Below are 23,338 nucleotides of genomic sequence, written 5' to 3'. Positions count from 1 at the left end.
CGCTTACGCTCCGGCTTCGAAACATGCCTGACGGCGGATGCCGGGGCTAAAAATTCGCCCGAACATGACATCAATTTGAAGAGGCTCGTCCAAAATCCTCTCCTCCCGAGGTAACGCAAAGGTCTCCCGAGGGAGAGGAACAAGCACGTCCGGCCGACTGCCGACTGTCGAAGACCCCGCATGATGCCCCAGTGGCTGAATCGGGGCTGCCTGCTGACCGCTCACTGCCGACTGTTGCTCTGAACCCCGATTCCATCGGGGCTGACTGCTGTGAAGATAGCTATTCATCTCGCGGACGTGCTCCGGGTGCACCTCGCAGCAGCCGCCGATGAGGCGCACGCCGAAGCCTGCGAAGGTGGGGGCCAGGCGACCCATGTATTCCGGGTTCACGCGCGTCATGTACCGCCGGCCGATGCGTTGGAACCCGCCGGCGTTAGGCATGGCTGAAAGGAGTACCTGCCCGCTCTTGGCCTCGGGTATGGCATGGACTTTCTCGATGATGCTCTGGGCGTCCCACGGCGGCAGGCAGTTGATGCCGACTACCTCCGCGCCCATCGCGGCGACCGCCTGGACGAATGCGACAGGGTCGTGGTGCCAGCCAGGCTCCGGGTAGCGCTGGTGAAAGGTCATCTGAACGATGGCGGGCGGGCGCTCCGACAGGTCTCCCAGCACTCCGAGGATTACCTCGATATGCATGAGGGAATCGAACGTCTCCAGGAGCAGGGCGTCCACCCCGCCCTCTACCAGAGCTCGGACCTGCTCGCCGTAAATCGCCCTCGCCGCAGCGGATGGCTCGATGCCGGACGGGGTCGGCCCAACTGAGCCAAGGACGAAGTGAGGGCCCTCGTCGCCGGACTGCTGCCTGAAGGAGGCGATCGCCTGCCGGGCAAGCTCTGCCCCTGAGCGGCTAATCTCAGCGACCCGGCCCCCCTGCCCCAGAGATGTGAGGTGAGCGCGGTTAGCCCCAAAAGTATTGGTGGTGATGCAGCGGGCGCCGGCGCGCAGGTAGTCCAGGTGGATGGAGCGGACAAGCTCCGGGCTGTCCAGGTTGAGCGCCTCGTAGACATGGTTGGTCTCGGAGAGGCGTCCCGTCCGCTAGAATATGTATGAGCCTATGCCGCCGTCGGCCAGGAGGACGTTTGTCTTGAGGCTGTCAAGGAATGAAAGCATGGGGAGTAAATCGCAGAGTGCGCAATGCTAAGAGTTCGAAGAATTCACGTATTGATTGTCAGAGATAACATAGGGATTGTCCATCTCATACCCACCGGTCTCGCGAGGAAAAGAATATGGGCGTCCAATGACGCCCATATTTCAAAAACTCATCCTCTTCTTGACTTTGTGTCCTTTGCGCACTCTGCGCTTAATTCCCCTCTTACTCCACAGCCAGGCGGGCGAAGCGCGCGTGCGTCACGCATGCCTGTGTGCACCACCAGGAGACGATGAGCTCCCCGTTGGGCATGCGCGCGGCGTTCGGCTTGCCGAACGCGATGTTGTCGTGGCTCGCGGGGTACGAAGGCTTCTGGACCACCCCAAGGTACTGCTGGCCGACGGCGTCCCAGACCATGACCTTGTTTTCCATGTCCCAGGTCTTGCCGCCATCGGCGGAGAGTATGACGTTGATGCCCGGCTTCATCCCTTCGCGATCGGTGTAGACAGCGGCAAGCACGCCGTTGCCCATATCCGCCAGCCAGCTCGTCTGGGCCTTGATGCCCGTCGGCTGGGGCGTGCTCCACTTCGTGCCTGTGACGTCCGAGATCGTCAAGTGCAGGTCTTTGTCCTTATTCGTTCCGACTTCCTGCGTCCACTGTAGCCCGGCGACGCGGCCGTCCAGCATCTTCGTATAGCGCGTGTGCGAGTACATGGTGTCCTTTGACGCCGCGCTGGGGAATGCGACCGGCTTCGACCATGTCTTGCCCTTGTCCTTTGAAAGCACGTAGTAGCCCTTGATGTGCAGCGGGCCGGTATCGTCCCAGTGCTTCCACTCCTCGAGCGCCATCCACCACGTGCCGTCGTTCAGCTCAATGATGCTGGATGGCGAGCTCTCGTAGCCGCCGAATGGGGAGTCGTAGAGCTCCGGGGCCGACCACGTCTTACCGTTGTCGGTGGAACGCTGGAAGAAGTTCTCTGAGGCCCTTGCGCCGCCGGTCTTGGGGTTGAACTGCGGCAGGTCCGGATCGGAGTAGTCGACCCGGAAGCCCACGAGGACCATCGTGCCGTCCTTCATGCGCCACACATGGGGGGCGGTGTAGCTGTACTCCTTCTTGTCCTTGCGCGGGTCCCAGAGGGACCCGTCCTTCTCCCACGTCTTGCCTCCGTCCTTAGTCCTTACGACTGCGAGCCGGCCGTCTACCGAGTAGAAGGCCTGGCCGAGGCGGTAGACGCAGATCGCCTCGGTAGTCGATATGGGAACGATGTTGGGCAGGAACGCGCACTCGGCCCTCAGTCCGGGCGATGGATTTCGATAAAGGATGCCGTCCGAAAGGAGCTTGAGCTTTGGCATGGGACCTCCGGGGAAGGTCTCAGTGGACTTCAGAAACTAGACGGACGTGGTGTTCTTCTGTACGGGAAGGTCGGAGACCTGCGGCGCGCCGCCATGCGGGGCGTCCGGCTTTTCCGAGGCCAGCGGCCGCTCGCGGTAGTACACGCCCCAGCGCTGCATGATCTCCTTGACGTCGGGGTCGTTTAGCTTCGCAAGCTGTTTGAAGAACCCCGCGAGCGCGTGCACGTGCAGCAGCTCCGGCTTGCACACCCAGCTCGTCTCGCTGGGAACAACGTAAATGAGCGCGTTCTGGTGCTCGCACTCCAGCTCTATCCGCTTGCTTCCCGTCTCTCCCTTGACCGCCAGTCCAAAATCGCTCATCCGCGCAGTCCCTCACAGCATTGCTTGTTACAAGTCCCCAATTATAGCAGAGGCCGGAGGGGCGGACTTCGCCGCTGTTTGGCGCGCGGCGTTTGTGATATAACAGGGGACGGTTTGTATGAACGGCTCTAAATATTTGCGTTTGGTCTGGAAAGCAGCCACCCGCCGAATGGAGGAAGCGGGATGCCCGTAGAGAAGCGCAAGGAGACCTATCGGGTAGGAATGATCGGTTGCGGCGGTAAGGGCACCGGACATGCCAGGACGTACCAGACGCACCCCGCAACGGAGGTTGTCGCCGGCTGCGACCCCGACCCCGAGCAGCTCGAGCGCTTTTGCAGGGCGTTCAAGGTCCCTGGTTATACGAACTACGAGGAGATGCTCCGCAAAGAACGGATAGACATTGCGGCGCCCATCCTGCCGGTTAGCGCAAACCCGGATGTCGTTGTCGGCTGCACCCGGTTCCCATCGGTAAAGGGGATCCAGTCCGAAAAACCGCTGGCGGCCTCGCTGGCAGACGCAGACCGCATGGTGCAGGCGTGCCGGGACCGCGGCATCAAGTTCGCGGCGGGCGATATGGACCGTAACATTCACAATTACTGGGATGCGAAGAAGCTCATAGATGAGGGCGCGATCGGCGAGGTCAAGTCCATCCACATCCTGTATGGCAGCGGGCTGGAGATCTCCGGCGGCGGGTGCCAGTTCCTGAGCCTTGCGCGGCTCTTCGCAAGCGACGCCGACGTGGACTGGGTGATCGGCTGGATGGCGAAAGACCCGTGGAGCGACTATGACCAGGGCGCGGCCGGGTACATCCGCTTCGCGAACGGCATAGAGTGCTTTATGACGCGCACGGCCAATCCGAAGAACGGCGTTGAGGTGCTCGGCACCCAGGGAGCGCTCCACAGCGATATATACCGCATACAGATGTGGAGGCTGCCGGCCGAGCGGCGCGGCGAGTCGGTTGCCGCCGTGGGGATGGCGAACCGTGAGAAGATCACCGCCGGCTTCCTGGACGTCAATATCTGGCCGCGCGCCGGCGAGCACGACGAGGAAGGCTGGGCGATCTACCCCCGCAACTACAACACCGTTCAGTCGCTCGTGGACGCGCTGGACAAGAATATCGAGCCGCGCTCCAGCGGCGACAACGGCCGCAAGGTGCTGGAGATCGGCATCGGCCTGCGGGAGTCGCACCGTAGCGGAATGACCCCCGTACACTTACCGCTCTCGGACCGCAGCCTGCGCATGATGCCGTACTGGGACCGGATGTACGCCCGCAAAGAGCAGATGGGCCGCGAACGGTACTACAAGGGCATCAACTACCAGTGGAAGGGGTTTGAGCAGCCGGCAGTCGGCAGTTAGCCGTTGGCAGTTGGTCAACAGCCGGGAAAGAGGCCCTTGGTAGGGGCAGGTCTCAGACCTGCCATCGCTGGACGCCGGGCCGGCCGCCGGTAGCAATTCGCCGCTGTCATCGATAATCTCTTGCGTTGGCAACCAGGGCGGGTCTCCGACCCGCCCCTACTGAAATGACGGGAGTCCACGGACTCCTCAGGAGGCAACATCGTGACGATCCCACCCAAGAAGGCCCCCGTTTACCGCGTCGCCCTCATCGGCGGCGGCAGGCAAGGCACCGTGCACGCGCGGGCCTACCAGCTTCACCCCCGCACGGAGGTTGTGGCGGTGGCGGACACCGACCCGGAGAACCTGAAGCTTTTCTGCGAGCGCTTCAGCTGCAAGGGCTATGCGACGTGGGACGAGATGTTCAGGCACGAGAAGATCGACATCTCCGCCCCTAACCTGCCCGTCCGTGCGAATCCCGGCGCGGTAATTGCCTCGGCGAAAGCCGGCGTGCGAGCGGTCTTCTCCGAGAAGCCGCTTGCCGGCACGCTGGCGGACGCCGACGCGATGGTGGAGGCCTGCGCTGCCCGCAACATCCCCTTCGCCGCGGGGCTCGTCGCCTCCAGCCACCCGGACTACCAGAAGGCCTACGCGATGGCCGCCTCGGGCGAGATAGGCGAGATCGTCCGCATCAATCTCTTTGAGAACAACAAGCAGGTCGGGACACACGGACTGAACATCGTCCGTAAGTTCGCCAACAAGTCGGAAGTAGACTTCGTCATCGGTTGGGTCAGCGGCGATGCCAGGGCCGACCAGGAGGACGACTTCGGTGACGGAAAGGCCGGATTCGGCGCCGTCGGTGGGTACATCCGTTTCAAGAACGGAATCGAGTGCTTCAGCGGCTACCAGCCCGGAGAGAACAAGCAGCAGTGGCGGTCGGGCGTCGAGGTAGTCGGCACATGCGGAGTCATCTTCAACGCCAACAACACCGCGCTCACGCTCCGCCTGTACAGGGCCAAGAGCGCGGCGCCCCCGAAGTCGTGGGACGATCTCGAAGAGGTGAAGGGCGCGTTCCAGTACCGGGACACCCCGGAGAACACCTGGGACGGCGAGGGTTGGCGCAACCCCGGCCCGGTATTGACCACCTCCATCGACCAGGTGGTCGCGGCGATAGACACCGGCAAGCCGCTAGGGATGACGACCGGCGACGATCTGCGCCATTCGCTTGAAATCGCCATTGCCCTCCGAGAGTCCGCCCGGAACGGCCACGCGCCGGTCAAGCTGCCCATAAAGGACCGCAGCATCGTCATGCTCCCCCAGCGCAGCCGCTGGTTCTACAAGAAAGAGGTCCACGGCGAGCAGTGGTACCGCGAGGCAATGCAGACGCATATCAGGCCGGTCAAGAAGTAGCGCCCGCGTAGCCAGGAGTTCGCCATGATTCCTCCAAAGAAGCATCCGGTCTACCGCGTCGGCATAATCGGCGGCGGCCGTCAGGGCACGCACCACGCGCGAGGCTTCCAGCTGAACCCGCGGACAGAGGTCGTCGCCGTCGCGGACACCGACCCGGAGAACCTCAAGCTCTTCTGCGAGCGCTTCAAGTGCCGTGGCTACAGCACCTACGACGAGATGCTAGCCAAGGAGACGCTGGATATCTCCGCGCCTGTCCTGCCGGTAAAGGCAAACCCCGGCGCGGTCATCGCCTCGGCGAGGGCGGGCGTCAAGGGAATCTTCTGCGAGAAGCCCCTCGCCGCAACCCTGAAGGATGCCGACGCGATGGTGGAGGAGTGCCGCAAGCGCGGCATACCCCTGGCGGCGGGCCTCGTCATATCCAGTCACTTAGACTACCGCAAGGCATACAGGATGGCGGCGGACGGCACGATCGGGAGGGTCCTACGCATCAACCTCTACGAGCAGAACCACCAGGTCGGCACGCACGGCCTGAACCTCGTCCGCAAGTTCGCCGGCAAGTCGGAGGTGGACTACGTCATCGGCATCGTCGAGAACGATCCGCACTCCGACTACGAGGAGGCCTATGAGAAGGACGCCTCCTGGTACGGCAGCATCGGCGGCTACATCAAGTTCAAGAACGGCGTCGAGTGCTTCAGCTCGTGGACGGGTCCGAAGTGGCGCGGCATTGAGGTCATCGGCGAGAAAGGGATGATCTACAACTGGAACAACACCTCCCTGGGTCTGCGCCTCTTGAAGACCCCGGAAGCGAAAGACCGCGGAGACCATCCGGAGATGGTAGAGGTCGCCGGCGTATTCAAGCCCCGCACGCCCGAGCATGAGTGGGACGAAGAGGGCTGGCGGCTTCCCGGCGAGCCCGTCGTGGAGACCTTCGACGCGCTTGTAGAAGCGATCGACAAACGCACCGCCGACCTGGACATCACCACCGGCGATGACCTCCGCCATGCCCTTGAGATCGCTGTAGCGCTCCGGGAATCCGCGCGCCATGGTAGCGTTCCCGTAAAGCTGCCGATAGCGGACCGCAGCCAGGCGATGTACCCGGAAAAGTGGCGCTGGCACTACAAGAAGGACGTCTACGGCGCGGAGTGGTACCGCGAGCAGATGCAGACGCATATCAGGAAGTAGCAGTGAGCAGTTAGCAGTAAGCTAACAGCCCAGACAACCGAAGAAAGGACCCCTCACCATTCCTCAATCGAAATCCTACAAATACGCCGTCGGCGGCATCGGCATCGGCCGGGCCGGCACTGGGCGCGTGCGCACTTATGAGACGCACGGGCCGTGCGAGGTCGTGGCTGTCGCGGACTCCGACGCCGCCAACCTGGAGCTTGCGAGAAAGCGCTTCGAGGCGCCCGGGTACGCCACAGCGGCAGAGATGTTCAAGAACCACAAAATAGACATCGCCGTCGCCTCCCTCCCCGTCCGCGCCAACTACGAGGTGGTAATGGCCGCGGTCAAGGGCGGCGTGCGGGCCATTGTGACCGAGAAGCCCTTCACCGCGAAGCTGTCCGATGCCGACGAGATGGTGGCCGTCTGCAAGGCAAAGGGCATACCTCTGGCCTCCGGCCTTGTATCGATGAACCGGTGGAACCACTGGAAGGCGAAGGAGATGCTCCACTCCGGCGAGCTCGGCGAGATCGTGCGCATCAATCTGTACGACGACAACGCCCAGGGCGGCTGCCACGGCCCCAACCTTGCGCGCCACTTCGCAGGCGCGGAGGTGGACTGGGTGTCCGGCTTCGTCTCCGGCGACCCTTTCAACGACTATGAAGACCAGGACCCACAGGGCAGGCCAGGTTTTGGCGGCCTGGGCGGCTACATCCGCTTCAAGAACGGCGTGGAGTGCTTCAGCACCTTCAAGGAGACGGGCTGGCGCGCGTTCGAGGTAGTCTGCACGAAGGGTGTGCTCTACAAGAGCTCCGTCGCCTCCCGCGAGCTGTACATCCTGAAGTCCGGCAAGGACAAGCCGATGTCGTTCGATGACATGCAGCCGGTGCCCGATATGAACGAGCTTCTGATAGAGCGAGAGGACGAGGACGGCGGGCTCAAGTACGGCGCGGACGGCTGGGCGCTGCCGACCGACGGCATGATCCACAGCACGAAGGCGGTCGTGGAGGCGCTCGATACCGGCAAGCCGGTGAAGCTGGTAACCGGCGAGGACCTGCGGCAGGCGCTGGAGCTCTGCATCGGTCTGAGGGAGTCCGCCCGGCGCGGAAACACGCCGGTGAAATTCCCAATAGAGGACCGCAGCCTCACAATGTACCCCCAGCGCAGCCGCTGGAACTACAAGAAAGAGCTCATGGGCCACGAGGCCTACATGAAGGCGCTGTCGAAGCAGGTGAAGTGAGGGTGAATGGGGGTTCAGGGTGCAAGGGACGGGGTACGGTGAAGGCAGAGAAATCAGAGACGTGAGCGGTCCGGAGGGTAACTGTGATAAAAGTCGGCGTGTATGCGACGGTCAACGATACCGACGGGCAGTTCAGCAGCCCGATGGAGTTTACGGAGTTCGCCGGCTCGATAGGGCTGGACTACATTGACCACCACCCTGCAAAGGGCTTCACATCCAGCGACCCGGGATACCTGCGCCACCTCCGCCTGCTCGCCACTCGCAACGGCCTCGCGATGGGCCCGCTCAGCGCCGGCGGCAGCTACACCGGCACGCCTGAGCAGGTTCGGAAGAAGATCGATGAATCGAAACAGGGTGTGGATATGGCGGTCTTGCTCGGCGCTCCCCTGCTCCGCCTGACCGCCGGCCCGCCGTCCCCCTCAGACCCCGACCAACAGCGCGCGTGGGACGGCATCGTCAAGGGCTTCCAGGAAGTAGCGGACTACGCCGCCACCAAGGCGATCTCGCTGGGCCTGTGCAACCACGGTCCCGGTATGCCGAAGGGCGACGATATGGTCCGCCTGTTCAAGGAGATCAACCGGCCGAACATCACGGCGATCATGGACACGGGACGATGGTGGCCGAACAAGTCCACTGGAGCGGAGGGCTTCGGCAAGAACGAGCATGCCTACGGGTTCATGGAGCAGGTGGCACCGTACACTTCGCACGTCATGACGAAGATCTGGAAGATCGACAGCGGCCGCGAGGAGTACGTGGACTACGACAGGGTCTGCGCCATCCTCAAGAAGGTGAATTTCAACGGTGGCTTCTCAATCTGCTACAAGAAGGTCTACTCGGACCTGAGCTACCGCCAGGGCATCAAGATGGCCGCCGACCACATCCGCGACTGCGCCGCCAGGGCGGGTCTCTAGGAGGGACTTGCAATGCTCAAACCAACCGCGAGTACCGTGTAGGAGTGATCGGAATCGGCAGGGCCGGGACGACGCGCGCCCGTGCGTTCGACCTGCATCCGCTGTGCCAGGTGGTCGCGCTGGCCGATACCGATCCGGAGAACCTGGCGCTCGGCAAGAAGCGCTTCAACTGCGCCGGGTACAGCACCTGGGCGGCGATGTTAGCAAACGAAAGGATAGACATCGCCCTGCCCGTCCTGCCCGTCCAGCCCAACGCCGACGCGGTGGTCGCCTCCGCCCGCGCGGGTGTGAAGGCCGTATTCTGCGAGAAGCCGCTCACGGCAAAGCTGGCGGACGCCGACCGCATGGTCAACGAGTGCGCATCGCGCGGCATCCCGCTCGTGTGCGGATCGGTCGTCTCCAGCCACCCCGACTACCAGAAGTCCTACGCGATGGCGACGTCAGGCGAGATCGGCGAGATCGTCCGCATCAATCTCTACGAGGCCAACGGCCAGATGGGCACGCACGGCCTCAGCCATGCCCGCAAGTTTGCCGGTAAGCCGGACGTGGACTTCGTGATCGGCTGGTGCTCCGGCGACGCCAACAGCGACTACGAGGGAGACTACGGCGACGGGAAGCAGGGCTATGGTTGGCTGGGCGGCTATATCCGCTTCAAGAACGGGATAGAGTGCTTCAGCGGGTACCGGCCAAAGAGTGGGCTCCCGTGGCGGGGAATCGAGGTCATCGGCACTCGCGGGATGATCTTCAACCAGAACAACTCCTCGCTCGGCCTGCGGCTATTCAAGGCCCCCGCCGGAGTGACGCCGAAGGCTTTCTCGGACCTGCAGGAGGTCAAGGGCGCCTTCTCGGAGCGGACGGAACGCGAGGTCACATACGATGCCGAGGGTTGGCGGCAGATCGGGGATGTTATGATTCACACCGTGCAGGAGATGATGGACAACCTGGAGCACGGAAAGCCCATCGGCGCAGCCACTGGCGACTACATGCGTTACGCGCTGGAGATGACGATAGGCCTGTGGGAGTCCGCCCAACGCGGCCATGCGCCCGTGAAGTTCCCGATCGCAGACCGCAGCCTCGCGGCGTACCCCGAGAGGTCACGCTGGCAGTACAAGAAGGACGTCTTCGGCCGCGACAGGTACATGGCCGAGCTCGGCATGCAGAAGAAGGACTGAGAAGGGGTATGGAAAAACAGGGACCACAGCCGAAGAGGGCAAGGTGATTCTGGCGACCCGTACTAAGGTAGCCCTGGTCTCCGGCAGATTCTTTATAGCCCCAACGGGGCGAAATGACTTTGCCCTGGGCAAAGTGCCGCAGGCTCTGCGAAGGCACGTCGCCCTGGGTAAATAGTTGTATTCTTCCAAGGCCTGAAGGGCCGTGATACCGGGTCAGCCTAAGAGTATTACGCCCTTACAGGGCTTGGATAATTTTGGACCCTTGACCCAGGGCGTAGCCCTCTACGCAAAGCCTTCGAGGGCTGTGCCCTGGGCTAAGCCATCCCGGCCTTTCAGGCCTCAAGTCCAAAGTCGAAAGCAACAGAAAAAGAGGTAAACCACTATGCCAAACACTAAGGCCAAGTACAAGGTCGGCGGTATTGGAGTCGGTAGGGCCGGAACGAGCAGGATTCGCGCGTTTGAGCTGACGGGGCTGGGCGAGGTGGTCGCGATCGCGGACACCGACCCGGAGAACCTTGCGCTCGGCAAGAGCCGCTTCCAGTGCAACGCCTACAGCACCTTCGACGAGATGTTCGCGAAGGAGAAGCTGGACATCGCCGTCCCAGTGCTGCCGGTACGCCCCAATGCGGACGCCGTGGTGGCCGCGGCAAAGCACGGCGTGAAGGCGATCTTCTGCGAGAAGCCGCTCACGGCCAAGCTGTCTGACGCCGATCGCATGGTCAACGAATGCGCCTCTCGCGGTATCCCGCTCGTGTGCGGCATCGTGGTATCGAGCCACCCGGACTACCAGAAGGCCTACCAGATGGCCGCCGGCGGCGAGATCGGCGAGATCGTCGGCATCAACCTTTACGAGACGAACGGCCAGATGGGCACGCACGGCCTGAACCTGGCGCGCAAGTTCGCCAACAAGTCGGACGTGGACTTCGTCATCGGCTGGTGCTCGGGAGACGCCAACAGCGACTACGAGGAGGATTACGGCGACGGCAAGCAGGGCTACGGCTGGCTTGGCGGGTACATCCGTTTCAAGAACGGCATAGAATGCTTCAGCGGCTACCGCCCGCAGCGCGGCCTCGCCTGGAAGGGCATCGAGATCGTAGGCACGAAGGGCATCCTGTTCAACGCAAATAACACCGGGCTCGGCTGGAAGCTGTTCAAGGCCCCGGCGGGGGCCGCGCCGAAGTCGTTCGATGACCTGCAGGAGCTCAACGGGGTCTTCAAGGACAAGAAGGACGATGACGAGGGTCGCGGTTACGACGACGAGGGCTGGAAGCACCCCGGCGAGGTCATGATGGGCATCGTGGACGAGATCTATGGTTACCTGGAGCACGGCAAACCGATCGGCGCGTCCACCGGCGACGATATGCGCCACGCGCTGGAGATCGCAATCGCCCTCCGGCAGTCCGCCCGGCAGGGCAACACCCCGGTGAAGTTCCCGATACTAGACAGGGAGCTCGCGGCCTACCCTGAGAAGTCGCGCTGGCACTACAAGAAGACGATCATGGGCCGCGAGGCCTACATGGCCCAGCTCGCCCAGCAGGTGAAGGGACAGTAGTTGGTAGTTGGTTGAAGACCAGGAGCCGCGCCCATCGGGCGCGGCCAAACTATAACTGGAGTTATGGGACTTTGAAGAAGCGACTGGACTTTAAGGATATATATGGCTCGGGCCCCAACTACGCTCGAGGCGTCCGGGCCGGGAACACGCTCTACATCTCCGGCACCACCGCGATGCGCTCGGACGCCCAGGGCGGTCCCGCAATGGCCCAGCTCCGCGTCGTGCTGGACCGCATCGTACGCATGGTGAAGGCAGAGGGCGGCAAGCCGTCAGACATCGTCAAGCTTACGACGTACGTGACGAACATCGGCGAGTGGATCCCCATCACCGACGAGCAGACGAAGGTCTATACCGACTTCTTCGGCAAAGAGTTCCCCACAAACGCGATCATCGGCATCGCCGGCTTGGGCAACCCCGCCGTCTGCGTCGAGATAGAAGCCATAGCTGTGCTAGACTAGGTCGGCAAAGCTGTCAACAACCGGCCGCTCTGATGATTGGCCGACTGCTGACTGCCGACTACCGACTGCGCGAGCGAAGCGAGCATGGCACAGCTAAAGGGTGAAACACGGGCGCGGTATGTGGCGACAATGTTCGGCCGCATATCGCGCCGCTACGATCGGCTCAACACCGTCATGACCGGGGGCCGCCACTACGCCTGGCGACGCAAGGCTGCGAAGATGGCCGTGGGGACGTTGTCCGGCGATGCGCTGGACGTCGCGACCGGCACGGGGGACTTCGCCCTCGACCTTATCCGCAGGCCGCAGGTGACCGGCGTCGTGGGGCTGGACTTCACCTGGGAGATGCTCCCCCTCGCGGTCGAGAAGACGAAAAAGAGGGGCCACGCCGCCAGGATCAACTACCTGGCCGGGGACGCCCACAACCTGCCGTTCGTCGACGACCGCTTCATCTGCCTCACCGTCGGCTTCGGCGTCCGCAACTTCATCGACGTGCCGAAAGCGCTTTTGGAGATGACGCGCGTCATAAGGCCCGGCGGGCGCGTGGTTATTCTCGAGATCGTGCGGAAGGAAGGCATCTTCGGCAAGCTGTTCTCCATCTACTTCCGCAAGGTCACCCCGTGGATGGGCGCGCTCTTCGCCGGGGAGCGAGAGGCCTACACCTACCTCCCGGAGTCCGTCCAGGGCTTCATGAGCGCCCGAGAGCTTGCGGACCTCATGCGCAACGCCGGCCTGCAAAACGTGCGCATCAAGAAGCTGGCCATGGGCACAGTGGCGATATTGGCGGGAGAGAAGGCAGCAGTGGGCCGTGGGCAGTGAGCAGTGGGTTGACAGCCAACAGCCGTATCAGCTCGCATTGGCTCACTGCTCACTGCTCACTGCTCACTGCTCACTGCTCACTGCTCACTGCGTGAGCGAAGCGAACTCGGAGGTCCCATGTTTGACGTCGTCATCCTGAACGGGGTGGTGGTGGACGGCACGGGGAAGAAGGCTTACCGCGCCGACGTGGGGGTTACCGGCGAGCGCATAGAGGCCATCGGCGACCTTTCGGCTGCCGGGGCGCGGCGGTATGTGGACGCCTCCGGGTTAATCGTGTCGCCTGGGTTTATCGACACGCACACGCACTCCGAGGGAGACCTCCTCGTCAACCCGCAGCACGCCTGCGGCCTGCGGCAGGGCATCACCACCGAGTGCCTCGGCATCGACGGCATGTCCTACGCTCCCCTGTCCCCCGCCAACTACCGAATGTACCGCCGCTGGCTCTCCGGCCTCCTGGGCTACCCGCCGGAGGACGCCGACATGAGCAGCGTCTCCGCCTTCCGCGCCAACTACCACAAGAAGGTCTCCGTCAACACCGCCTACCTCGCCCCCAACGGCACGCTGCGCCTCGAGGCCGCAGGCTTCCGCGATGTGCCGCTCAAGGGCGACCTCATGAAGCGCTACAAGAAGCTTCTTAGCGAGAGCATCGAGCAGGGCGCTGTCGGCTTCACCACCGGCTCAAGCTACTACCCCGGGCCGTGGTCGAGCACCGAGGAGCTGGTGGAGATATGCAAGCTGGTGAAGGAGATGGGCGTCGTCTACATGACCGAGCCGCGCCGGCCTAACCCTGAGCGCGCGTTCGGCGGCGGCGGCGTGCCGGAGGCGCTGGAGATCGCGCGGCGGTCGGGTGTGAAGCTCCACTTCGCCCACTACCGCACCAACCCCGGCAATTCCGGGAGGGTCGGCGAGCTCATGGCGGACATTGACGCAGCCAAAGCAAACGGCGCGGACATCACGCACGATATCTACCCTTACGCCACAGGCAGCTCAATCCCGATCAGCTTCCTGCCGAGCGAGGCTCAGGAGGGCGGCCCGGACGCAATCCTGCCTCGCCTCAAGGACCCTTCCTGGCGCAAGAGGATAGTCGCAGAGTTGGAGGCGCTATCGCAGCCGCGCGGCAACACCCCGGGCTCGTCCGGTGTCTATCTCTCCGCCGCGATGCGCGCGATCGACCAGGTGGTCATGTCATACTTGCCCAAAACGCCGCACATGGAAGGCATAAGCCTGGCGATAATTGCAGCCGAGCGCGGCGTGTCACTGGGCGAGGCGATGTGCGACGTCATGTACGAGAACGACCTGGCGATGGGCTACTGCGTAGCCCCGCCGATGAGCTACGGCCTCTGGCGCCAGGTGAGCAAGGACTCGATGGACCTCCTCGCCCGCGACGACTTCATGGTGTGCAGCGACATCACGCCCGCGGGATCGTTCCCCCACCCGCGCTCCTACGGCGCGTTCCCGCGCTTCCTGGGCCGCCTGCGCCGCGAGTTCCCTACGGTCACGCTTGAGGGGATGGTCCACCGCATGACCGACCGCCCTGCGCAACGCTTCGGCATCGCAAAGCGCGGCCGCATTCAGAAGGGCTACTACGCGGACATCACCATCTTCGACGCCAACCGTGTCATAGACACCGCGACGTTCGACGACCCCCGCAAGCACCCGGTGGGCATCCCGTACGTGCTGGTCAACGGCCAGGTGGCCGTGGACAACGACCGCGTCACCGGCGTCCTGGCGGGCCAGGCCGTGCCGTGAGGTTGTCTTTCTCACGGTCAACGGGACTTGTCGTCCGCCGCGATGGATGGTTGCCCCGGGGCGGGGACCGGCCCTAGAGCGAAGACCCTCGAGCCAACAGCCGGGCAGGAACGGGGACCTGCCCCTACGAAAATACAGGGAACCGGGACAAACAGCCGGACAGCCGCCACCCTCACCCGTCCCGATGGAATCGGAACGACCTCTCCTTACTACCCTAATTGAACGGAGCTTTTCCATGCCAACCCACACCTTCGGCCTCAGCAAAATCGGCCAGATCGCCGTTAGCGTTACCGATGTTGAGCGGTCAATAAAGTTCTACCGCGATACGCTGGGGATGAAATTCCTGTTCCAGGCGGGGACGCTGGCGTTCTTCGACTGCGACGGGGTGCGGCTGATGCTGAGCATTCCGGAGAAGCCGGAGTTCAGGGGGGCGTCTATCCTGTACTTCACAGTGCCGGATATCCAGGCCGGTTACGCGGCCCTGCAGGAGCGCGGGGTCAGCTTCATCGACAGGCCGCACGTCGTGCACCGGACGGACGCGGATGAGCTATGGATGGCGTTCCTGAAGGACCCGGACGGCAACCACCTGGCGCTTATGAGCGAGGTCCGCAAGTAACACAGCCGGATTGCCCCGGCCCGATAATTCACTATTCGGCCGTCTACCTGTCGTGCGTGACGTTTGTGAACAGCGTCTTGGCTGCCTGCTTGGTGGGCTGCTTGCCCTGGGTGAACCGCGCCAGGCGGAAGGGCTCCACGCCCTTCGTATCGCCGTCGCAGATGTAATTGGCCATTAGCTCGGCCGTGCCGGGGCTGAGCATGATGCCGGCGTGATCGTGGCCGGAGGCGATGCTGAGGCCGTCGTAGCCCGGCACAGGGCCGATGATTGGCACCCCGTCCGGAGAGCCCGGCCGCACGCCCGCCCGCGCGCCGACGAACTCCGCCTTGCGCAGCACCGGGAAGACGCCCGCGCCCGCGGCGACCATCATCTCCACGCCCTCCGCCGTCACCACCTCGTCGAACAACCCCTCCTCGCGCGTCGCAGCCACCATCAGGTCGCCGTTGATCTGCGGGACGACCGCCTGCACCGTCGACTTTGGGACGAAACCGACCTTGCGCAGGAGGATGCGCTGGCCCTTCACCGGCCGCACAGGGATGGCCGACGGTACCCAGCGCTTCGCGATGCCGCTCCACGGCCCCGCGGCAATGATCGTATGGCCGGCGTGGTAGGTCTCCTGGGCGGTGTGTAGCCCCTTGACCTTTCCGCCGTCTATCTCCAGACCCGTCACCTCTACGCCTTCAAGGAGCGTCGCGCCGAGCTGCGAGGCGGCGTGGGCGAGCGAGTCCACGAGCGCCTTGCCGCGCACGGAGCCCTCGCGCGGGGAGAAGACGCCGCCGATTGCGGCGTCGCTCAGCAGGGGCTCACGCTCCATCATCTCCTTGCGGTCGATCCAGTGGGCGCCCCACTCGCTCTGCCAGGGAAGATTGTCCTTCAGGATCCGGAGGATGGGCTCATTGAACGCGACTTTCATGATGCCCGTGGGGCGGTACTCGGGGTCAACGCCGGCGTCCCTGAGCTCCTCGAAGAGCGACGGGAACATATCGAAGCTGCGGATGCCGAGGCGGAAGTAGTGCGGGATGGAGCGGTCCACGTACCAGAGTGGGCCGATGACGCCCGCCGTCGCGCCGCTGGCGCCGCCGGCGAAGCGGCCCTTCTCGAAGACCGTGCTCCTGACGCCGCGCTTCGCCAGCTGATAGGCGATGGAGCACCCGATAACGCCGCCGCCGATGATCGCTACGTCTATTGTCCTGGCCATGGGGAACCCTCCGAGGTGATTTGGCGCTAGAAGTATGCCACGTCTGCGATGTATTGCACCAGTCCGAGGCTCAGCGCCACGCCCCTGGACGCCTCGTTGCTCTGCTTGTGGCTGTAAAAGGGCGTCTTGCCTTGCTTGCGGACATCGCGCGCCCAGGCGAGGGTGACCTCCCGGCCGTAGCCGCGGCTGCGGTACGGGAGCGCGGTGAAGACCCACGCCTCCGCGGCGGACGCGTTCTCGCGGCTGGAGCGGCACATCGAGATGATCCTGTCGTCCTGGATGATCGCGTAGGCCGTCTTTGCACGGATGTCCCACCCAGGCTCGAAGGCATCTATGAGCGGCTGGTGGTCCGCGGTGAGCTTCGTTGCCTGCTTGGACGCCAGCGGCAGGCGCGGGAAGGTGTAGCTGAGGCCGATGTGGCCGTCTGTGCACGGCTTCTGGCGTGCAAGGCGGGCGCGGACGGCATCGTTATCGTGAAAAAGCTCATTGCTGGCGAAGCGCGCCAGGTCCGCCTACACAGATCGCGACAGCTCCGCGCCGTAGTAGGTGGTGTACGTATCGCCGTGGCGGGCGACGTATACGCGGGGCACGTCGTCCGGGTCGGACCCGGGGATGCGCACCAGGCGGCCGCCGGAGTCGAAGCCGATGCATTTGAGCTCCAGGTGCAGGCGGATGAGCCGAAGTGGATTGGCAGACGTTGGTCTGGTTTTAGTTACATTCAAAGCAGGGCCGCCTCTTGTCTGACAAGGGATCTCGGATTCCTGTGAAACCTCTATCGATTCTCAACGCAGCGGGCGCACTGCTGAGCGCCCCTACAGAGATGCGCCCACTGCCGTCTTTATCACCCGCGCGAGCCTGTTAGCGACCTCTTCATTGCCGGCGGGGGCGAGGTGGACAATGTCGCCTGTCAGGCCGGTGTAGTCGCGCAGGAGCTTCCGGCCGTCTATGTGCATGAGCTTCGGCATGGCGAAGCGGGCGACGGTTTCGTGGACGACCTTGCGGTAGGCGCGCGCCTTGGCGATGTCGCCGTCGAAGTCCATCCAGAACGGGAAGAGGTCTATGCAGAAGACCCACTTGTCCATGTGCGCCTTCTTTACGGTGCTGACGAAGTAGTCCACCTTCTCGGCGAACTGCTTGACCGTGTCCGTCTGGATGAGGTTGATGCCCATCTCCAGCGTGGCCATGTCCCAGTCGTCGCGCGCAGCGATGTTGTCGGCCAGCTCCGGCTCCACCTGCCTGCCGCCGCCGAAGCCGTACTGTATCACGTCCATGCTGAGGAGGCGGCCGAGGCGGCAGGGGTAGGTCTCTGTGGGGCGAATGCTGGTGTTCCCGTGGGTGATTGATGATCCGTAGGTAAGTATCCTCCTACTAGGTACCTGGTTCGCGCGCGGCGGCTCGAAGCTGCCCTTGATGTCGCGGATGATGACGGCGGGGCGCCACGGGAGGAAGATGCGATAGAGGTTAATGTCGTACGCGTACGTAGTCCGCCCGGCAATTGTTGCGATGTGGTTGGGGCGCTTGGGCTTCAGGACTTTGAATACTGTGGGCTGGTCTGTGATGATGGCGAAGTCGCGGTCCATGAAAGGGCCGTGCCAGAGCTCGATCGCTGCGGACTTGCCTTCCATCTGGAAGGTGAAGGAGGCCTCGTCGCTTTTGAGGTTGAAGCGGATCTCGCAGCCGGTGGCCTCGATGGAGCGGTTGCGAGTGGGACCTGTGGTCCGCTCGCGCAGCTCAAGGGGTATGCGGCAAATTTTGAAGCCGCCGCCGTCCTGGGGAATGATGTCGGCCACGTTGTAGAGCTCAAGCCCGCCGTGCAGCAAGGGGGACCTCCAGCGCTCGTTGTAGGCGCAGTATGGGTTGTACGCGTAGTTGAAGTCCACGAGGACGCGGCCGTCGTCCTGCGTGTGGACCTCCAGGTGCCGTCCCGCGCCGTACGTCTCCTTGCCGCTGGTGGCATCCGCGAAGGGGAGGAAGAGCTCGCCTTCGTTCGTGTCGCGGAAGAGCGTTAGCTCGGCGGCAACACCGTCCACGGGGAAGGATATTTTGCCCCAGCGGACGTAGTCCTGCACCGCGCCGGTGCTCGTCTGCATCTCGATCTTCTCCTGTGCGGGGAACGTCCGGACCGGGAGGACGAACCTCAGCGACGGGGCCTCGTCGAAGCAGTTCAGGCCCTTGAAGGACGCCCGTTGCGCTGTGGTCAGGGGCGATTCCGGGAAGCGCTTCATGAAGTCGTCCTTGTGTTTGCGGAACTCAGCAAGATCGGACATGGCGATGACTCCTGAACGTGATAGTGGCGAATGCTACGACCGGAGATTCCGTTTCTTCGTAGGGGCGCACAGCAGTGCGCCCGTCCTTGGTAACAGCAACCGTACTCGTAGGCAGGGAACGGGCGCACATCGGTGCGCCCCTACGAAGAGGGGAGCCTCCGCTTGTTATGTTGTTAACACGGCTGCGATCGTTGGCAGGCACCGGGCGCACCGATGAATCGGGGCGCCCGAAGAGGGGAGCATCACCCGTACCAAGGCAATCCCCACGCCCAAGCGCGTCACTGATTAGACGCATAGCGCCATTATCGCGGTTCCGTCGCCGGAAAAAACAGCAGGGCCCCGGCATCGCCGGGGCCCTGTATGGCCTCGCGCGGTGTCATTGATTTCATGCCTGTGCCACGAGCTCGCGTTCGGCTACGGCAGCCTTTGAAGGCCGGCCGGGCGGGGTCTCCTGCCAGGCCCTGCGCTTCGGAGCAGCCGACATGAGCGGGTACTCCACGTTGCCGCACGCCAGGCACGCTGCGTACGCGCCTTCGAGGTCCACCTTCAGATGAAGGTCGCCCTGGCATCTTTTGCATGCGTTGTAGTAAATCATCCCAGTCCTCCTGTATCTGTCCGGACTCTCCGGACCGTTCAATCCTCTTGATGAGTCAATATTATCGAAGGTAAATGTGAAGAATTAATCATGGTAGCGAGTGTTTTGTATGGCGTTCACACTCATATGGCGCATGGTGCTGCCACCAGCTTCGATTGGGTGCCCATACCCAGAGCGAACGCAGACTAGTCAGCCCGCGGCCGCAATGGTGATACATAACGACTACGAACAACAGGCCCGTTTTGGATTGGCGGCAGGGTGGAAGGTTGCTAGATTCGGAGGAGTATTTCCTCCGGGACGGGCCTATGACCGCAGTATACGAGCCGCTGCCGACAGTCGCCTCGGGGCAGGCAATAGCCGCGCCGCGGGTCCCGTGGCGCGTCAGGGACACGCTGGCAGGTCTTGCGCTCGTCGCAGTGGTCAGCGTGGCCGCGGCCGTGACCGTGCTGCTTTCGCTCGGCAGCGCCGCGGCGCTGAGCGGGGGCATGGCGACGACGCTCCAACTGCTTATCCTGCAGGCGACGATGCTTGTCGTGGCGCTGGCGCTGGGGCCGATGCGCTACCGTTCGGGCGCGGGCTCCCTCGGCTTCAGGGTCCCGGCCGGCGAGCCTGTCGCTTTTCGGGTGGGGCCCGTGGGCCTAACGGTGCGGTGGGTGTGGCTGCTGCTCTGGGCGGCTCTCGGGACGGGGATAGCGATCAACATGGCATACTCCACCGTCGTAGAGGTGCTGGGGCTGGAGCGGTGGGCGCCTTCGGCTGCTCCGGTGGTGGTGGCCGAGGACGGAGTGGTCAGGGTGGCGAACAGCATTGCGATCGGCTTCCTGGGGCCAATGGCGGAGGAGGTCTTTTACCGGGGCTTCATGCTCGCGGCGATGGTGAAGACGATGGGCGCAGTGCGCGGGTCCCTGGTGGCCTCCGCCATCTTCGCGCTCAGTCACTTGAACCCCCTTGCGTTTGTGCCGATCTTTACCAGCGGGCTCTTACTTGCCTGGCTGTACCTGCGCACGGGGTCGATATGGCCGCCGTTCTTCGCGCATGCGGCGCAGAACCTCATTGTGCTGGCGCTCACGGCGGCGGAGGCGAGGTAGCCCGCTCTTTAAATTCCGTGGCGTTCATGGTAAGGTGCCGGTGACGATTTTTCATACCAAGCACATCGGACCACCCGGCACAGCACCCATGACCAACCGAATCGACACCAGGCTTGCGGCTGCGCGCGTCGCGCGCAGGCCGGCCCTCGCCCCTTTTATCACCGTCGGCTACCCCAGCGTTGAAGCCTCGATCGAGACTGCGAAGGCCGTTCTCGACGCCGGCGCGGACGTGATAGAGCTCGGCGTGCCGTTCAGCGACCCGCTGGCTGAGGGGCCCACTATACAGCGGACGAGCTTCCAAGCGCTCCAGCAAGGGGTCAGCTACCGCACGTGCCTGGATGCCCTGCGCAAGGTGCGGGCCCACAACCGGGACGCCGGTCTCATCCTGATGGGATACTACAATCCCCTGCTCTCCTACGGCCTTGAGAACGCCGTGCGCGACGCCACATCGGCCGGGGCGGACGGCTTCATTGTCCCGGACCTGCCGACCGAGGAGGCCGGCCAGTTCCAGAAGGTCTGCGACGCGCACGGCATGTACCTGATCCCCCTGCTGGCGCTGACGAGCACGGACGAGCGCATCGCGGCCGCCTGCAAGCCGGCGAAGGGCTTTATCTACTGCGTGAGTGTTACCGGAGTCACCGGCGCAAGGGCGATGGTGAGCGCGCGGGTGGCCGACCTGGTGAAGAGGATCAAGAAGCACACATCGCTACCGGTGATAGTTGGGTTCGGCGTTTCCAGCCGCGAGCACGTGCAGGAGATCGCAAAGTTCGCCGATGGAGCGGCGGTGGGGAGCGCTCTGCTGGACGCGGTGGGCAAGGCCGCGCCGGGGAAGGCGGCGGAGACGGCGCGCGAGTTCGTGAGGGGGCTGCGATGACGCAGATGCGGGGGCTGCGCGGCGCCACGACCGCAGATGCGAACACGAAGGAAGCGATCGTCAGCGCGACGAAGGAGCTCCTGGAGGCGCTCATTCGTGAGAACGATTTCCACGTGGACGACGTGGTCTCGGCGTTCTTCACGACGACAACCGACCTGACCGCGGAGTTCCCCGCGGTGGCGGCGCGTCTCATGGGGTGGCAGTACGTGGCGCTGATGTGCGGCCACGAGATGGTGGTGCCGGACGCGACGCCGATGTGTATAAGGGTGCTGATTCACCTGAACACGGAAAAGCGGCCGCAGGACCTGAAGTTCCAGTACCTCAAGGGCGCAAAGCACCTCCGCAGCCGCGGCACAGAGCAGGCGAAGTGACGGTCTTGTAGGGGTGCCCCGATATTTCGGGGCACCCATTGCCTGCCCACGATTGCGATTGCTGTTTCCGAGGACGGGCGCACTGCTGTGCGCCCCCTACATCGTAATCCCCTCGCGGCTAAGGCCCCCATTTCGCCGGGCCGAGGAGCGCATTTCATGATCGTCATCATGTCCGCCAACAGCACCGACACCGAAATCGAGGCCGTGCGCAGGCACATAGTCGACAGGGGGCTGCGGGCGCAGGTTGTGCAGGGGGTGGAGCGCAGGATCGTGGGCGTGATCGGCGCGATCACGGTGGAGCTCCAGGGCGAGCTGGAGCTGATGCGCGGAGTGGCGGAGGTGGTGCGCGTATCTAAGCCGTACAAGCTGGCGAGTCGAGAGTTCCACCCGGACAGCACGGTGGTCTCTATCGGCAAGGCGGGCGTGAAGATAGGCGCGGCCCACTTCGCGGTATTCGCCGGCCCGTGCGTCGTGGAGTCCGACGACCAGGTGCTGGCGACGGCGAAGGCGGTGAAGGCGGCCGGGGCGAAGGTGCTCCGTGGGGGCGCCTACAAGCCCCGTACCTCGCCGTACAGCTTCCGCGGGATGGGAGAAGACGGCCTTAAAATCCTCAGCGCGGCAAGCGCAGAAACGGGGCTGCCGGTCATCACGGATGTCATGTCCGTGCGGGACGTGGAGACGGTCTACCGGTACGCGGATGTGCTGCAGATCGGCGCGCGCAACATGCAGAACTTCAACTTGCTGGATGAAGTTGGCAAGGTGGACAAGCCGGTGATGGTGAAGCGCGGCTTCGCGGCGACGTACGAGGACTGGCTGCTGGCGGCGGAGTACGTAATGGCCGGGGGCAACAAGAGCGTCATCCTGTGCGAGCGCGGCATCCGCACCTTCGAGACCTACACCCGCAACACGATGGACATCAACGCCATTCCCGTCATCCGCAAGCTCAGCCAGCTGCCCATCGTCTCCGACCCCTCGCACGGCACCGGCAAGTGGTACCTCGTCCCTCCCCTCGCGAACGCCTCGGCGGCCGCGGGCTGCGACGGCCTGATTATCGAGGTGCATCCCAGCCCGGACACTGCGAAGTCGGACGGACCGCAATCGCTCATCTTCGAGAATTTCGCGCGGCTCATGGCGCAGGTGGCCGCAGTGCGCGCCGCGCTGGCCGGCGCGGCGAAGATTTCGCCCCACTCGTAGAGACGCCCCGCTGGGGCGTCTCCGTGGTCACCACCGCGGCGTTACGGGCCACGCAAACGCCGTTCCCTGCCGTTCCGGGAATGACAGGTTCTCGCAACGCCAGAGACGCCCCGGAGGGTCGTCTCTACGACGGTACCTCGTGTCCTCACATCGGCGGGTATCTCAGGCGCATTACCTGCGTGGACTCAGTCCTTCACAAGCCGCTTGCCCATGCTCACCCTCTCTTCTACCGAGTACCCTAGTCGGCGGTAGAACTCTATCACAACGGTGCCGATTTTGGATGAAAGGCGCAGCCCCGAGGGTACCCCTCGGGGCTGCGCTGCTCGCGTAACTACAGTCCCCCGCGCTACTGGCCCATTACAGCGTTCCAGTAGGCAGGGTCTATGAAGCTGACGCTGCGGTACTTCTTGGACTTGTTGCCAGGGTGGTAGAGGTTGTCCGTCCCGTCTTCGAAGTACAGGGTCACATAGTCCG

Annotated in this window: 23 protein-coding genes; 15 read left to right on the top strand and 8 right to left on the bottom strand. The window is 63.7% G+C overall.

The window, feature by feature from the left end; translation table 11 throughout:
- Positions 1-3: 3 nt before the first annotated feature.
- The 3 genes from FJ319_10390 to FJ319_10380 all read right to left on the bottom strand — a co-directional run bounded on the left by FJ319_10390 (position 4) and on the right by FJ319_10380 (position 2,860).
- Positions 4-1,047, bottom strand: coding sequence for a hypothetical protein (locus FJ319_10390; GenBank protein MBM3934691.1), 1,044 nt, complete (start codon positions 1,045-1,047; stop codon positions 4-6).
- A 325-nt stretch (positions 1,048-1,372) separates the two neighbouring features.
- Positions 1,373-2,500 carry an exo-alpha-sialidase gene (locus FJ319_10385; protein MBM3934690.1) on the bottom strand — a complete coding sequence of 376 codons (1,128 nt, stop codon included), beginning with the start codon at positions 2,498-2,500 and terminating at the stop codon, positions 1,373-1,375.
- Between the two features lie 36 nt (positions 2,501-2,536).
- Positions 2,537-2,860: a hypothetical protein gene (locus tag FJ319_10380; protein MBM3934689.1), complete on the bottom strand. Its 324-nt coding sequence runs from the start codon at positions 2,858-2,860 to the stop codon at positions 2,537-2,539.
- 183 nt (positions 2,861-3,043) lie between these two features.
- On the opposite strand from FJ319_10380, the gene FJ319_10375 reads away from it, so the two are divergent.
- The 11 genes from FJ319_10375 (at position 3,044) to FJ319_10325 (ending at position 15,277) form a co-directional block, all read left to right on the top strand.
- A complete protein-coding gene (locus FJ319_10375; GenBank protein MBM3934688.1) occupies positions 3,044-4,216 on the top strand; it encodes a Gfo/Idh/MocA family oxidoreductase in 1,173 nt (390 codons plus the stop codon).
- Positions 4,217-4,414: 198 nt separating this feature from the next.
- Positions 4,415-5,602 (top strand): Gfo/Idh/MocA family oxidoreductase, encoded by a 1,188-nt coding sequence (locus FJ319_10370; protein ID MBM3934687.1) that lies wholly within the window; start codon positions 4,415-4,417, stop codon positions 5,600-5,602.
- A 24-nt stretch (positions 5,603-5,626) separates the two neighbouring features.
- Positions 5,627-6,784, top strand: a complete 1,158-nt coding sequence (locus FJ319_10365; GenBank protein MBM3934686.1) for a Gfo/Idh/MocA family oxidoreductase — start codon at positions 5,627-5,629, stop codon at positions 6,782-6,784.
- A gap of 58 nt (positions 6,785-6,842) precedes the next feature.
- Positions 6,843-8,003 carry a Gfo/Idh/MocA family oxidoreductase gene (locus tag FJ319_10360; protein MBM3934685.1) on the top strand — a complete coding sequence of 387 codons (1,161 nt, stop codon included), beginning with the start codon at positions 6,843-6,845 and terminating at the stop codon, positions 8,001-8,003.
- A gap of 83 nt (positions 8,004-8,086) precedes the next feature.
- A complete protein-coding gene (locus FJ319_10355; protein ID MBM3934684.1) occupies positions 8,087-8,914 on the top strand; it encodes a TIM barrel protein in 828 nt (275 codons plus the stop codon).
- Positions 8,617-10,086 (top strand): Gfo/Idh/MocA family oxidoreductase, encoded by a 1,470-nt coding sequence (locus tag FJ319_10350; protein ID MBM3934683.1) that lies wholly within the window; start codon positions 8,617-8,619, stop codon positions 10,084-10,086. Before FJ319_10355 ends, FJ319_10350 begins: the two co-directional genes overlap by 298 nt.
- Positions 10,087-10,468: 382 nt before the next feature.
- Positions 10,469-11,638 carry a Gfo/Idh/MocA family oxidoreductase gene (locus FJ319_10345; GenBank protein ID MBM3934682.1) on the top strand — a complete coding sequence of 390 codons (1,170 nt, stop codon included), beginning with the start codon at positions 10,469-10,471 and terminating at the stop codon, positions 11,636-11,638.
- Positions 11,563-12,096: a RidA family protein gene (locus FJ319_10340; protein MBM3934681.1), complete on the top strand. Its 534-nt coding sequence runs from the start codon at positions 11,563-11,565 to the stop codon at positions 12,094-12,096. Before FJ319_10345 ends, FJ319_10340 begins: the two co-directional genes overlap by 76 nt.
- A gap of 84 nt (positions 12,097-12,180) precedes the next feature.
- Positions 12,181-12,912: a bifunctional demethylmenaquinone methyltransferase/2-methoxy-6-polyprenyl-1,4-benzoquinol methylase UbiE gene (gene ubiE / locus FJ319_10335; GenBank protein ID MBM3934680.1), complete on the top strand. Its 732-nt coding sequence runs from the start codon at positions 12,181-12,183 to the stop codon at positions 12,910-12,912.
- Positions 12,913-13,029: 117 nt separating this feature from the next.
- Positions 13,030-14,661, top strand: coding sequence for an amidohydrolase family protein (locus FJ319_10330; protein ID MBM3934679.1), 1,632 nt, complete (start codon positions 13,030-13,032; stop codon positions 14,659-14,661).
- A gap of 235 nt (positions 14,662-14,896) precedes the next feature.
- A complete protein-coding gene (locus FJ319_10325) occupies positions 14,897-15,277 on the top strand; it encodes a VOC family protein (GenBank protein MBM3934678.1) in 381 nt (126 codons plus the stop codon).
- A gap of 43 nt (positions 15,278-15,320) precedes the next feature.
- On the opposite strand, the gene FJ319_10320 is transcribed toward FJ319_10325, so the two are convergent.
- The 5 genes from FJ319_10320 to FJ319_10300 form a co-directional block, all read right to left on the bottom strand.
- Positions 15,321-16,475 carry an FAD-dependent oxidoreductase gene (locus tag FJ319_10320; GenBank protein ID MBM3934677.1) on the bottom strand — a complete coding sequence of 385 codons (1,155 nt, stop codon included), beginning with the start codon at positions 16,473-16,475 and terminating at the stop codon, positions 15,321-15,323.
- A 26-nt stretch (positions 16,476-16,501) separates the two neighbouring features.
- Positions 16,502-16,732, bottom strand: coding sequence for a hypothetical protein (locus FJ319_10315; GenBank protein MBM3934676.1), 231 nt, complete (start codon positions 16,730-16,732; stop codon positions 16,502-16,504).
- A 255-nt stretch (positions 16,733-16,987) separates the two neighbouring features.
- Positions 16,988-17,197, bottom strand: a complete 210-nt coding sequence (locus tag FJ319_10310; GenBank protein ID MBM3934675.1) for a hypothetical protein — start codon at positions 17,195-17,197, stop codon at positions 16,988-16,990.
- A 90-nt stretch (positions 17,198-17,287) separates the two neighbouring features.
- On the bottom strand, positions 17,288-18,742 hold the full coding sequence (locus tag FJ319_10305) for a DUF1684 domain-containing protein (protein MBM3934674.1): 1,455 nt from the start codon (positions 18,740-18,742) through the stop codon (positions 17,288-17,290).
- A gap of 385 nt (positions 18,743-19,127) precedes the next feature.
- Complete coding sequence (locus FJ319_10300; protein ID MBM3934673.1) at positions 19,128-19,337, bottom strand: hypothetical protein; 210 nt, start codon at positions 19,335-19,337, stop codon at positions 19,128-19,130.
- A 305-nt stretch (positions 19,338-19,642) separates the two neighbouring features.
- Between FJ319_10300 and FJ319_10295 the strand changes: the two genes are divergently transcribed.
- From FJ319_10295 to aroF, 4 genes are all read left to right on the top strand, one after another.
- Positions 19,643-20,425, top strand: coding sequence for a CPBP family intramembrane metalloprotease (locus FJ319_10295; protein MBM3934672.1), 783 nt, complete (start codon positions 19,643-19,645; stop codon positions 20,423-20,425).
- On the top strand, positions 20,373-21,299 hold the full coding sequence (locus FJ319_10290) for a tryptophan synthase subunit alpha (protein MBM3934671.1): 927 nt from the start codon (positions 20,373-20,375) through the stop codon (positions 21,297-21,299). The genes FJ319_10295 and FJ319_10290 overlap by 53 nt, the downstream gene beginning before the upstream one ends.
- A complete protein-coding gene (gene aroH, locus FJ319_10285) occupies positions 21,296-21,670 on the top strand; it encodes a chorismate mutase (GenBank protein ID MBM3934670.1) in 375 nt (124 codons plus the stop codon). The genes FJ319_10290 and aroH overlap by 4 nt, the downstream gene beginning before the upstream one ends.
- A gap of 156 nt (positions 21,671-21,826) precedes the next feature.
- Positions 21,827-22,864, top strand: a complete 1,038-nt coding sequence (aroF, locus tag FJ319_10280) for a 3-deoxy-7-phosphoheptulonate synthase (protein MBM3934669.1) — start codon at positions 21,827-21,829, stop codon at positions 22,862-22,864.
- The last annotated feature ends 474 nt before the right edge of the window (positions 22,865-23,338 follow it).

The sequence above is a fragment of the SAR202 cluster bacterium genome (genome assembly GCA_016872355.1).
In the GTDB taxonomy this organism is placed as follows: Bacteria; Chloroflexota; Dehalococcoidia; order Lucifugimonadales; family VGZY01; genus VGZY01.
Note: the sequence above shows the minus strand (reverse complement) of the source record. Positions and strands in the feature narration are given on the sequence as shown.